At 59.1% G+C, this 11,828-nt stretch carries 10 protein-coding genes; 5 read left to right on the top strand and 5 right to left on the bottom strand.

Translation table 11 applies throughout. The features are described from left to right. Positions 1-153: 153 nt before the first annotated feature. Positions 154-729: a hypothetical protein gene (locus ACEUCR_RS05020; protein ID WP_408788489.1), complete on the top strand. Its 576-nt coding sequence runs from the start codon at positions 154-156 to the stop codon at positions 727-729. Positions 730-995: 266 nt separating this feature from the next. On the opposite strand, the gene ACEUCR_RS05025 is transcribed toward ACEUCR_RS05020, so the two are convergent. After that, positions 996-1,976, bottom strand: a complete 981-nt coding sequence (locus tag ACEUCR_RS05025; RefSeq protein ID WP_111875003.1) for a TDT family transporter — start codon at positions 1,974-1,976, stop codon at positions 996-998. 103 nt (positions 1,977-2,079) lie between these two features. Between ACEUCR_RS05025 and ACEUCR_RS05030 the strand changes: the two genes are divergently transcribed. Both ACEUCR_RS05030 and ACEUCR_RS05035 read left to right on the top strand, forming a co-directional pair. Next, positions 2,080-2,970: a LysR substrate-binding domain-containing protein gene (locus ACEUCR_RS05030; RefSeq protein ID WP_408788491.1), complete on the top strand. Its 891-nt coding sequence runs from the start codon at positions 2,080-2,082 to the stop codon at positions 2,968-2,970. A gap of 234 nt (positions 2,971-3,204) precedes the next feature. Continuing rightward, the gene (locus tag ACEUCR_RS05035) at positions 3,205-5,226 is read left to right on the top strand and encodes a BCCT family transporter (RefSeq protein WP_392443134.1); all 2,022 of its coding nucleotides are present in this window, start codon (positions 3,205-3,207) and stop codon (positions 5,224-5,226) included. 107 nt (positions 5,227-5,333) lie between these two features. On the opposite strand, the gene ACEUCR_RS05040 is transcribed toward ACEUCR_RS05035, so the two are convergent. Then, entirely contained in the window at positions 5,334-5,729 is a 396-nt protein-coding gene (locus ACEUCR_RS05040) for a hypothetical protein (RefSeq protein ID WP_408788493.1), read from the bottom strand. A 552-nt stretch (positions 5,730-6,281) separates the two neighbouring features. On the opposite strand from ACEUCR_RS05040, the gene ACEUCR_RS05045 reads away from it, so the two are divergent. After that, entirely contained in the window at positions 6,282-7,112 is an 831-nt protein-coding gene (locus ACEUCR_RS05045) for a hypothetical protein (RefSeq protein WP_408788495.1), read from the top strand. A gap of 1,163 nt (positions 7,113-8,275) precedes the next feature. On the opposite strand, the gene ACEUCR_RS05050 is transcribed toward ACEUCR_RS05045, so the two are convergent. Together ACEUCR_RS05050 and ACEUCR_RS05055 are read right to left on the bottom strand one after the other, a co-directional pair. Next, positions 8,276-9,226 carry a transposase gene (locus ACEUCR_RS05050; RefSeq protein WP_408788498.1) on the bottom strand — a complete coding sequence of 317 codons (951 nt, stop codon included), beginning with the start codon at positions 9,224-9,226 and terminating at the stop codon, positions 8,276-8,278. 91 nt (positions 9,227-9,317) lie between these two features. Then, positions 9,318-10,526 carry an MFS transporter gene (locus tag ACEUCR_RS05055; protein ID WP_408788501.1) on the bottom strand — a complete coding sequence of 403 codons (1,209 nt, stop codon included), beginning with the start codon at positions 10,524-10,526 and terminating at the stop codon, positions 9,318-9,320. 132 nt (positions 10,527-10,658) lie between these two features. On the opposite strand from ACEUCR_RS05055, the gene ACEUCR_RS05060 reads away from it, so the two are divergent. Beyond that, entirely contained in the window at positions 10,659-11,336 is a 678-nt protein-coding gene (locus ACEUCR_RS05060; RefSeq protein WP_408788503.1) for a TetR/AcrR family transcriptional regulator, read from the top strand. Here the strand turns inward: ACEUCR_RS05060 and ACEUCR_RS05065 are convergent. Then, complete coding sequence (locus tag ACEUCR_RS05065) at positions 11,333-11,758, bottom strand: YybH family protein (protein ID WP_408788506.1); 426 nt, start codon at positions 11,756-11,758, stop codon at positions 11,333-11,335. The genes ACEUCR_RS05060 and ACEUCR_RS05065 overlap by 4 nt on opposite strands. Between the last annotated feature and the right edge of the window lie 70 nt (positions 11,759-11,828).

Consider the following 11,828-nt stretch of genomic DNA (forward strand, 5'->3'; position numbering starts at 1 on the left):
ATCTGCAAAAAACGCCAATGTTAGTTTTATCAGTAGCGAGATGCAATTCGGCTGGATAGATTCTGGGGCGTGGCCGTAAACCGGGTGGTGTATCAGACGAGCCCCCCAGATCAAGCGTCCACGCCCCTTATCATTTCTGGCTGGAGAGACACTATGAGTAGCTTTGCCTTAACCCTGAATGACATGCGCGATCACTACAAAAGCAATATCAAGGCGGGTCGGCAGTCTCGCTACCATCCGAAGCAAGAGCACGTAGTCTTCTTCCAAAGCCAGGCCAGGACGAGCCTCAGCGACAACGGCCAGGACGTGGTGCAAGGGCTCGAACGCTATGCCCAAAGCCTGGGCCAGGAAGAGTGCGCAACCATAGAGACCGGCATTACCGCCGAGACCCAGACCCTGAAAAATGACAAGGTCTCCACCGCCGCCCAGGATGCCTTCAGGGCTGCCCTTGAGAGAAAAAGGATCGAGGCCAAGGAGCAGGCGGCCAAGAACGTCGATCGGATCTACGATGAGGCGCTGCGTATCGGCGAGGCCCACCCCGAGGCTCAGGGGGCCATCCTCGGCGTGCTGGAATCCGTCGGCACCTTCTTCCAGGCGCTGTTCGACAAGATAGTGACCTTCATCTCGAAGATCGTCGCAAACATACTCGAATGGGTAAAAAATGCCTGGGAGAGCATCAAGAGCACCTTCAATGCCATCAGCGCCTGGGTATCGGGCTGGTTTGGCTGATAGCGCCGAGCCGGGAAGCCAGTCGCGCGCCCTCGTGGCCGCCATCACCACCATCCCCCGACCTGGGGGATGGTCTTTTTATGCCATACCCTCGCCCGCCAGCCCCACCGCCATCCATGGGTTTTGCCGTTGGTTCGCCTCCCCATGGTGGCTGAACATGTCAGTCACATGGCGATGGACGGCCTGAGCAGGGCGGCACTCTCCCGTCACCAGAATGAGACAGACCCCGCAAGACGGGGTCTGTGGCTGGAGGATGACGCTCATCGTCAGCGGCGCACGGCCTGGCCCAAGGCGTCGGACTGACCCAGGGGCAGGAAGAACATCAGGTAGCGCAGCGCCACGTAACCCACCACCAGGGTGGCCACCCCCAGCTCCAGATAGGCCAGTTGATGGAGCTGCTCGGCATAGCGGGCCGCCTCTGGCCACTGCGACAGCAGCTGGCTCACCTTGAACAGGGCGGTGGCGCCGATCACCAGGGGGAAGGTGAAGGCGGCATAACCCGGCGAGAACGGCAGGCGCAGCAGCTTGATGAAGGCCAGGTAGATGATGCCGGTCATCAGCACGGCGATCCCCAGCAGCACCGCCACCAGCAGCAGGGAGGGATCCTGGCTCACGGTGAGGTAGCCGGCCAGTGACAGGCTGGCCGGGGCCGCCAGGATGGCGATGGTGGGCTTGGCGGCATCCGGCACCTCGTGACTGAAGATGAGGCGATAGAGCATCAACGGCAGCATCAGGCCGTAGCAGGCCATGCCGAACCAGAGCAGGCCATTGGCCAGGGCCGCGAAGGGACCGCCCGGGTAGGCGACGTCCGCCACTATGATCCCCACCGGTGGCACGAACCAGCTCGGCACCATGTGGTGAATTTCAAACGCCTTGGCCCTGTGCCAGACGAAGGTGGCGAGGAATACCAGGTGAATGGCCACCGCAAACAGCCAGAGCCCCTGCCCCAGGGTCGGGACCAGCAGCCCCACCGCCTTGGAGACCACCATGGTCCCCATGGCATAGGTGGGCACCACGCTGCCCACCACGGGGTGGGCGAGATCCTGCCACAGCAGACGCGGGTGCAGCAGGAACTTGAAGGTGAGGACGAGGAGCAGCACGGCGGCGATGGCGGCCCCCAGCAGTTGCAGGCGGCCATCGAACTGACCGGCATTTTCCCAACACCAGCCGAGGCTGGCGATCCCGAGTGCCAGACCGGCCATGGGGGTCGGGGCGGCGGCCAGGGAGCGACGGGTGCGTGCGATCATGACGGATACCCTCTTGTTGATGACGATGTGTATAGGATAAAGAGGGTCTATCGTTTACGATATCTAAATGAATTGAACTAAGCGTTTAGGAAAATCAAACGACATGAAGCTGACCCTGCAACAACTCAAGGTGTTCGCCACCATAGCCCGCCACGGCAACCTGGGGGGCGCGGCGAGCGAGCTCTGCCTCAGCAAGGGGGCCGTCTCCCAGTCGTTGCAGGAGCTGGAGCGCCAGCTCGCCACCCCGCTGTTCGATCGGGTGCATCCCAGGCTCCAGCTCAACGGCGAGGGACGCCTGCTGCAACCGGCCGCCGAAGAGTTGCTGACCCGGATGCAGGAGATAGAGCAGCTGTTTCGCCCTGACGCCGAGCCGAGCGGCAAGCTGCGCCTGGGGGCCAGCCAGACCATAGGCAACTACCTGTTGCCCACCCTGCTGGCGGGGAGTGCCCAGGCCCTGGGCGCCGCCCCCAGGGTCACCATCGCCAACACCCATCTCTTGTGCCATGCCCTGGCCCACTTCGAACTGGATCTGGCCCTCATCGAGGGGGAGAACCACCACCCGGATCTGGTGAGCGAGCCCTGGCTCGAAGACGAGATGCTGATCATCGCCCCCCACCACCACCCCCTGGCGGGGCAGCGGGAGTTGCCCCTTTCCCTGCTCGCCGATGAGACCTGGGTGCTGCGCGAAGCGCAGTCAGGCAGCCGAGAGCAGTTCGAGCAGCAGCTCCAGCCCCACCTGCCGCGCTGGCAGGCGGGGCTCGAGCTCAACACCCTGGAGGCGGTGATGCTGGCGGTGGAGAAGGGGCTCGGCATCTCCTTCATCTCCCGCCTCGCGGTCTCCGATCGCCTGCACAGCGGCCGTCTGGTGGCACTCACCCCGAGCCAGAGCTTCCCCCGCCAGCTCTTTCTCGCCTGGCACAAGCAGAAGTTCCACTCCGCCGCCCTGCGCCGCTTCCTCACCTTCTGCCGCGCCCAGTCCCTGCCCGCCCCCTGAACCGGGCAAACCGGGGCAGCATCACCCTGCTCGGCGACAGCCCCCAGGCAGAGGTGATCGCGCATATCTGCGCCATCAACAAACCACATCCCGCTTGCCTGTCAGTGCGCGCCGTGTCTCGCCGTCACCGAAAGCTTGAAAGGGGGTAGCCAACGTCTGATTTGACAAACAACTCCCCCTCTTTTGCGCACATGGCCCTATAGTGTCTTGAGTCCCACTACCCCAAGGTGTCCCATGACCGCACCCCGCCCCCCCAGATGTACCCTGTCATTGCCCATCTTCATTCCCGGCCTGCTGTTCATCCTGGCGCTGCTGGCCGTCTGTTCCCTGGCGCCGGAGGCGGCCGCCCGCTTCTTCGGCGACGGCCAGAGCTGGATAGCCCAGCACTTCAGCTGGTTCTATGTGCTGGTGGTCGGCATGTTCCTGATCCTGCTGCTGGTGCTGGCTTTCAGCAGCTACGGCAACATACGGCTCGGACCGGACGACGCGCGCCCCGAGTTCAGCTTCACCTCCTGGCTCGCCATGCTGTTTGCCGCCGGCATGGGGATAGGGCTCATGTACTTCGGGGTGGGCGAGCCCATGACCCACTTCGTCTCGCCGCCCCAGGCGACGCCCCTGACCCCGGTGGCCGCCCGCGAGGCCATGGTCACCACCTTCTTCCACTGGGGCTTTCACGCCTGGGCCATCTACGCCATCGTCGGCCTGGTGCTGGCCTATTTCGGCTTTCGCTACAACCTGCCCCTGACCATACGCTCGGGTCTCTACCCCATCTTCAAGGAGAGGATCCACGGGCCGCTCGGCCACGCCGTGGACGTGTTCGCCCTGGTGGGCACCATCTTCGGCATCGCCACCACCCTCGGTTACGGGGTCTTGCAACTGTCGGCGGGGATCACCCGGCTCACCGGGATGGACACCTCGGGGGAGCTGTTTCGCTTCGGCCTCATCGGCGTCGTCATCGCCCTCGCCGGCATCTCTGCGGTGACCGGGCTCGACAAGGGGGTCAAACGCCTCTCAGAGCTCAACCTCTTCCTCGCCATCGTGCTGCTGCTGTTCGTGCTGGTGGCCGGCCCCACCCAGTACCTGCTGGGGGCCCTGTCCGAGAACATAGGCAACTATGTCTCCTCTTTAAGCCAGCTCACCTTCCGCACCTTCACCTACAGCGAGACCCGCCAGGCGGGCTGGTTTGGCAACTGGACCCTGCTCTACTGGGCCTGGTGGATCTCCTGGTCCCCCTTCGTCGGCCTCTTCATCGCCCGCATCTCCCGCGGGCGCACCCTGCGCGAGTTCATCCTCGGCGTCCTGTTCGTGCCCACCGCCTTCAACCTGCTGTGGATGACGGTGTTCGGCAACGCCGCCATCTGGGCCAGCCAGCAGGCGGGGGGTCAGACCCTCATCGACTCGGTCGGCAACATAGACACCCTGCTGTTCAACTTCTTTGACCTCTTGCCGGGGGCCGACATCACCTCGGCGCTGGCGGTGATCCTCATCAGCGTCTTCTTCGTCACCTCCGCCGACTCGGGGGCCTTCGTCATCGACAACATCGCCACCCAGGGCAAGGCGCACTCCCCCATCTGGCAGCGTCTGTTCTGGGCCCTGCTGCTCGGGGTCACCGCCGGCACCCTGATGAGCACCGGGGGCCTGGCGGCGCTGCAATCCATGACCCTCATCGCCGCCCTGCCGTTCGCCCTCATCATGGTGCTGCTCTGCCTCGGCCTGGTGCGCGGCCTCATCGCGGACAAGGAGCACTCGGCCAGGCGCCTCTCCCCCGCCACCGATTTCTGGAACGGCAAGCAGTGGCGCACCCGCATGGATCACCTGCTGCGCCCCTCCACCGAAGAGGAGGCCAGCAACTTCCTGCGCGACATAGCACTGCCCGCCCTCACCGCCCTGTGCCGGGAGTTCGAGACCCGTGGCCTCGCCAGCCGGGTCGAGCAGGATGCGCAGCAGTGCCACCTGCTGGTGCCCCAGGAAGGACGGCGCGACTTCTGCTACGGGGTACGCATCGAAGCCCGCCCCGCCCCCGCCTTCAACCCCCTGGAGGCGGCCCACAACCATGATCCCGAGGCCCGCATCTTCGAGCCCATCACCTTCTTCGCCGATGGCCGCGCCGGGTATGACGTTCAGTACCTGACCCGGGACGAACTGAGCGCCGATGTGCTGCGCCAGTACGAACGCTATCTGATGCTGAGCCAGGATCAGGGGCAGGATCTGCTGAGCGGCGCCCCCGAGCATACCCCGCCCGAAACCGGGGCCTGATGGCCCGTCGGGTGGCCTGCCAGGCCGCCCTTGCAAAAGAGAAAGGGGCCCATGGCCCCTTTCTCATCACTGCCTCAACCGGCGCTTGTTTCTCTGCCGAAACCGGCTCAGGTGGTTTTCACGCACTTCTGGATAAAGCTGTTCCTGGCTGCCCCGGCGAGCTTTTTATCCGCCGCCGCCTGCTCGCACTGGCTCGCCTTGTCGGCGGCCCCATCCGTCTTCAGGCACTTTTGCACGAAGCTGTTCTTGGCCGCCCCCGCCAGCTTCTTGTCGGCCGCCGCTTTCTCACACTGACTCGCCTTGGCACTGGCGGAGGCATCCTTGACGCACTTGCCCACAAAGCTGGTCTTGGCAGCGCCCGCCAGCTTTTTGGCCGCGGCCTGGGCCTCGCACGCCTGCTGCGCCCCAGAGCCATCGCTCGCCATCGTCGCGCTCTGGGCCACCCCCATGCCCATCCCCATCACAGTCGCACACAGACTCAACACCATCAGGATCCGCTTCATATGTCACACTCCCATCCATCTCTATCCATTGTGGTTAGCCCCCACTCACGCGGGTCAAACGAGGCACCCTCGCCTCGCTGCACTATAGTCCCCCTGTTCACTCCCACACAGCCCCACCAGGAGACGAGATTGGTGAGCTGGCGCAAAAAACGCAGAACTTCCTGATAGTTGCGTCACTTTTTGACTGGTGAGACCAGATTCGATTGGCTTAACATAGCAATCCGGTGCCTATTCATCAGTGATGGGCTGCTGCCCTCGCTGGTTAATGGAGCATATTGGAAGCTGTAATCCACGGGCGGTAGCGTGGGCCTTAAACAGTGATTGATGCAATTCGTAGGTTGGCGCTGAGCGCAGCCCAGCAAATGGGAAATATAATTTCCAAAACAAGCTGAATTTTGATCATATAAAATAAACAACCAAATAAAATTAGCTTCCACGGTAAACTTTGGGTTTTACTTTGTTAAACACCAACCTCGAACTCTAACCCAACATACGCGATTCTTCAGCAATAACTTACAGAAATTAGAACAACATAAGAGATGGATAGTTTAGATGAATAGTATTGACAGGAAGGTTATTGTTGTAGCGTCCAAAAGTGGGCTTATAAAAATGATCTCTAAGGCATATGCAAAATCAACTGTGCACAATATTTTACCTATACCTTTTTTTAAAACAGACACAATAATTAAACAATTTCTAGACGTTTATTATAAAAATAAAAGCCTTGATGAGGTTGCCAGCGACCTCTATAGAATCATAGATTTAGACACAGAAATAAAATTGTTTAGCCCGCGTGATGCAGTTAATTACTTTAAATTTAATGTAGGTCTAACTCCACCAGATGGCTCTATATACATACAGCATCCAATACAACAACAGCGATATATAGTGCCAGAGGAATTTAGTATTGTACTATCAAGAGAAAAAGAAGCTGCTTTTAGACTACTTGCCTCCTCTTTAGGTGCAAAGAAATTATCGTTAATTCATGCCGAGGTTAGAACAAAAAGAGGGATAATGGGGGGAACAATACCAATTTCAGAAGCTGCAAGTGAAATCGGTATCAAAGCGTCATTTGGCAACTCAAACAGTATAACAAGGAGTGTATATTCAGAGTTTGGATTACCTAGGCACCCTCCTCACGTACCAGAAGATCTAAAACCATGGGTTGAAATGGACCCAGACCTTAGAACTATGGCCCATGATAGAGTTAATGGTAATCTTCTGAAAAACATTATTAAATTAGAGTTTAAAGAGGACTTGGGAATAGGGGGGAACATAGCATCAAAAATTTCAAGCTATGACATTAACTCGTCAATAAAATACAAAGCTCTTAGTCACAGCATATGGTCATTCGAAGTGGAATATCACCCTATAAACATCTAACAAAATTCTCTTCTCCACCTCACTTTTGCTTGCCATGGCTAAAAATACGAATATCTTGGACACCCACATTTCTGAGCCAGCCATTACCCGGCTGGCTACATCTCCCATCACACACGGCTCCTCCAAGAACCCGCTAGGTGTGATCTCTCTGTAGGTTGTTCACTCGGAGCATTCCCGGAGAATTGGAGGCGCCAACCAAACCAATCATCCGAGGTGCCCGAGTGAACAAAATCTAGGACACCCACCTTTCTGAGCCAGCCGTTACCTGGCTGGCTATATCTCTCATCACATACTGATCTTCCTGGAACCCGATAAATATCTTGTACACCAGCGACATTTACCCGGTGGGGTCGCGTGTTCAGACATGGCAATGCCTGACACCAAACAAATGCCAAGGGAGTAAAACGAGATCTATCGGATTAAAGAACATCTAGGACACCCACCTTTCTGAGCCAGCCATTACTCGGCTCAAGAATCTGGGACACCCACCTTTCTGTGCCAGCCATTACTCGGCTGGCTAACTCTCTCATAAAATCTGGGACACCCACCTTTCTGAGCCAGCCATTACCTGGCTGGCTATCTCTCTCATCACACATATTTCCTCCAAGAACCCGCTAGAGATTGGGTAAGCAAGCGATTTTTACCTGGTGGCCGCGCGTTCAGACGTGGTAATGCCTGACACCACACAAATGCCAAGGAAAACCTGGGACACCCACCTTTCTGTGCCAGCCATTGCTCGGCTGGCTATCTCTCTCATCACACATATTTCCCCCAAGAACCCGCTAGAGATCGGACAAGTAGAAATCTAGGACATCCACCTTTCTGAGCCAGCCACTGCTCGGCTGGCCATCTCTGCAATCATGAATACTGACCCCAGGAAAACAGTAACAGTTGGGCCAGCGAGCTGGTTTTTACCTGACAAACCGTTTGTGCAAACGTGGTAATGCCTGGCACAGGAACATATGCCTAAAAAAATCTAGGACACCCACCTTTCTGAGCCAGCCATTACTCGGCTGGCTAACTCTCTCATCACACACATTTCCTCCAAGAACCCGCTAGAGATTGGGTAAGCAAGCAATTTTTACCTGGCGGGCCGCGTGTTCAGACGTGGTAATGTCTGACACCACACAAATGCCAAGGGGGGTAAAACGGGATCTAACGGATTAACAAGGTGGCTGATGGCATCGTCGCTGGCCGCAGTGCCAGGCAAACTGCTGGCAGTGGTCTTTGTCACCCACCACTCTGATGCCCTGGCGCCTGAAGAGTGTCACTTGTTTCAACCAACGGGCACCATCAAGGCCCAATCGCGCCAGAATGGGAGCCAGGTGAGCAGGAATATAGCCCCGCTTGTCAGCTCTTATCGCGCGACCTGTCCAATCCACCAGCATTAGATAATCGGTAAAGGCATAAGGCAGGCCCTCCGGTTGGGCTTGGCTTGCGAATGGCAGCAATAAAGGTGGCAATGGCGCGTCTGGTTGCTCTCCCTCAAAGCGTTGCTTGATGCTGGTGTAATCGCTCTCCTCAGGTCGCTCAGCCAATGCCGCCCGTATAGGGTTGAGGTCAACGTAGGCCATGCAGGCCAGCAGGGCTGGCTCGGTGAGCAGAGCCTGACTCTTGAAGCGCCCTTCCCAGAAATGGCCCTTGCAGCCATCTTCCCGATTCGCCTGCCGTGCCAGGTTTTCATTGAGCAGCCGCACAAACCAGCTGATGGAATGAAGCCTCTCCCGCCACTGCTCTATCAGTTGTTGCACCACAGTCCGCTCGGGCTCAATCAGGGATTCCCCCTGATACCAGCGCCGCACCAACAGCGGCCACTGGAACAACGCAGCCCAACGTTCGGCCACCTCCCGCTCGCTCCAACTGGCGGCGGTATCCGGCTCGACCTTGAGCACCAGGTGATAGTGATTGCTCATCACCGCATAGGCACAAACACCGATGGCAAACAGTCGCGACAATTGGCCCAACTTGTCCACCACCCACTGGCGCCGATGCTCGTAACTCTGGCCGGAATGGGCATCTTCCCCGCACAGAAACGCCCGCCGCACACAGCGACTGACCACGTGGTAGTAAGGCGTATCCTGCAAACTGATTTGACGTGAACGGGCAATGGTCATGGCTCACCCCCTGGGCAGTGACACCTCAAGCCAAGTACAGGGCTACGTCGCTGTCAAAAAGGTGGGTGTCCCGATTTAGGGTGTCCCGCCATCAGGCCACGTGCGGGGTGAGCAAGTCATGGCTGCGCAAGTGCTGATGCCCCCAGAAAGCCATCAGCAGTACTAGGGCACCGGCACATATAGCAACGAAGAAACCGGCCCGGACGCCCCCTTCATCCACGACCTGACCAGATACCGCCGCCCCCAGGGCAACCCCGACGTTCAGTCCGGCCAGCAGCCAAGTCATGCCCTCGGTCAGACGATGCTCAGGGACCAGACGTTCGACCAGGGACATCGCCACTATCATGGTGGGGGCAAAAAACAGTCCGGCGATCAGCACGGCAACCGCCAGCGCGGGAATGCTGCCCACCAGCAGCAGCGGCAGCGTGGTGATGGACGTCGCCAACCCGCCCAACAGCAGCAGGCGATGCAACGGGGTTTGCAGCTTGAGTGCCCCAAACAGCAGCCCCGCCAGACAAGAGCCTATGGCATAGACCGACAGCACCAGACTGGCCGCCGCCGGTTGACCCCGTTGCTCTGCAAAGGCCACGCTGACGATGTCCACTGTGCCGACGATGACCCCCATCGCCATCATCAGCAACACCAGCAAGCGCACACTCACCAGCCGGATCACTGTGCCCGAATCTTCGGTGGTGGCGCCTTGCACCTCGATCGGCGGCTCGGTTTCGCGCTGCACGACCAGGGCGGAGACCCCCAGCATCAACAGCAGCGCCGCCGCCAGCGGGCCAGCCTGAGGGAACAAGATCACGCAAAGCCCCACCGACAATGGTGGCCCGGCGATGAAGGTGACTTCATCAAGTACGGTTTCCAGCGCATAGGCGGTCTGCAAGCTCGGCTGTTCCCGGTAGATGGCCGTCCAGCGTGCCCGTATCATGGCCGACATGCTTGGCATGAAGCCGGCAAGCAAAGCGCCGATGAACAGGGTCCAGTAGGGGGCTTGCCACCATGCGCTGACGAGCAGGAGCAACAAGCCGATGACGCTGATGGCAGTGGTCACAGGCAGCACCCGACCCTGCCCAAGCCTGTCCACCAGCCGTGAAATCTGCGGCGATAACAGGGCATAAGTCAGCACAAACGCCGCCGACACGGCCCCCGCCAAGGCATAGCTGCCACGCAGTTGCGCCAGCATGGTGATGATGCCGATACCTGTCATGGGCAATGGCAGCCGGGCCAGCAAGCCCGCCAGGGCAAAGCCCTTGCTACCGGGGGCGGTAAAAAGGGTGCGATAAGGGTTGGTCATCTCGATTTCTCCATAGGGTTCTGCTTGTCACGGCATCGCTGTGCCGTGACAATACATACATTGCGTATGAATAAAAACATACATACGCACTGAATGTAAACAAAGATACGCATCGTATGTAAGGAGAAGACTATGGCTCGTCGCACCCGCGCCGACATGGAAGCAACCCGCGCCACCTTGCTGGCGACGGCCCGCAAGGTGTTCAGCGAACATGGCTATGCCAGCACTTCGATGGACGATCTCACCGCACAGGCCAATCTCACCCGAGGTGCGCTCTATCATCATTTCGGCGACAAGAAAGGATTGCTGGCGGCGGTCGTTGTGCAGATCGATGCCGAGATGGATGCCCGCCTGCAGTCCATCTCAGATAGCGCCGAGGATCCCTGGGACGGCTTCTGTGCACGCTGCCGAGCCTATCTGGAAATGGCACTGGAGCCCGAGATCCAGCGCATAGTGCTGCGTGATGCCAAAGCGGTGCTGGGGGGAACCACACCGGAAGCGCAGCGCCACTGCATCGCCTCGATGCAGCAGCTAATCCACCGATTGATCCAGCAAGATGTGGTGGTCGAAGCCGACCCTGAGGCGCTGGCATCGCTGATCTACGGCAGTCTGGAGGAGGCGGCGTGCTGGATTGCCGAAAGTGAAGAAGGCAGTGTGCGCCTGGCTCGAAGCGTGGCAGCCCTGGAGTTGCTGCTACGCGGGTTGCGGGTCAGGCAGGGATCTGGGACACACAGCTTTGTCAGTGTCAAAAATGTGGGTGTCCCAACTAACCCCTCCTCCTCCAACTTATCCTTCCCAACTTCCCCCTAATCGTTTGCAGGCCGATCGCCGGGCTGCTGCGCCGCCAGCAGCGTGGTGCCGTAGGAGTTGTCTATGGTGCAGCGCCACTGCCCATCCGCCTCCTTGCGAAACACATAGGTAGCGCGTCTGTTTTCATCGGTCCAGCCGCCTTGCCCGTCCGGGTAGCGCAGCCGGGTTTCCATGATCACCAGGGCGTTGTCGGCCCCCTCTATCACCTCCATGGCCCCCTGGGTCACCTCAAGCTGGCCGTCAAAATAATCGGAAATGGCGGTGAAGGCGCGGCGGATGGCGGGAATGCCGCGCGCCACCATGCCGGGTTTGACCACCAGGGCGGCGTCCTCGGCATAGAAGGCCATCAGGGCCTCGAAGTCGCGCCGGGAGATGGCGGCGTCGCAGGTCTCGATCAATGTGCGAAGGGGATGCTGGCTCATGCCGTGCTCCTTGTTTCAGGGGGATCATCCAGGGCGGGGTTTCCCGCCTTATGCCGGACATAAAAAATCC

Origin of the sequence: Aeromonas bivalvium, assembly GCF_046078285.1 — a bacterium.
GTDB lineage: Bacteria > Pseudomonadota > Gammaproteobacteria > Enterobacterales > Aeromonadaceae > Aeromonas > Aeromonas bivalvium.

Excerpts from the sequence above, each read along its gene's own strand:
- ACEUCR_RS05020 (WP_408788489.1), top strand. The coding sequence starts at position 154 with ATGAGTAGCTTTGCCTTAACCCTGAATGACATGCGCGATCACTACAAA.
- ACEUCR_RS05025 (WP_111875003.1), bottom strand. The coding sequence starts at position 1,976 with ATGATCGCACGCACCCGTCGCTCCCTGGCCGCCGCCCCGACCCCCATG.
- ACEUCR_RS05030 (WP_408788491.1), top strand. The coding sequence starts at position 2,080 with ATGAAGCTGACCCTGCAACAACTCAAGGTGTTCGCCACCATAGCCCGC.
- ACEUCR_RS05035 (WP_392443134.1), top strand. The coding sequence starts at position 3,205 with ATGACCGCACCCCGCCCCCCCAGATGTACCCTGTCATTGCCCATCTTC.
- ACEUCR_RS05040 (WP_408788493.1), bottom strand. The coding sequence starts at position 5,729 with ATGAAGCGGATCCTGATGGTGTTGAGTCTGTGTGCGACTGTGATGGGG.
- ACEUCR_RS05045 (WP_408788495.1), top strand. The coding sequence starts at position 6,282 with ATGAATAGTATTGACAGGAAGGTTATTGTTGTAGCGTCCAAAAGTGGG.
- ACEUCR_RS05050 (WP_408788498.1), bottom strand. The coding sequence starts at position 9,226 with ATGACCATTGCCCGTTCACGTCAAATCAGTTTGCAGGATACGCCTTAC.
- ACEUCR_RS05055 (WP_408788501.1), bottom strand. The coding sequence starts at position 10,526 with ATGACCAACCCTTATCGCACCCTTTTTACCGCCCCCGGTAGCAAGGGC.
- ACEUCR_RS05060 (WP_408788503.1), top strand. The coding sequence starts at position 10,659 with ATGGCTCGTCGCACCCGCGCCGACATGGAAGCAACCCGCGCCACCTTG.
- ACEUCR_RS05065 (WP_408788506.1), bottom strand. The coding sequence starts at position 11,758 with ATGAGCCAGCATCCCCTTCGCACATTGATCGAGACCTGCGACGCCGCC.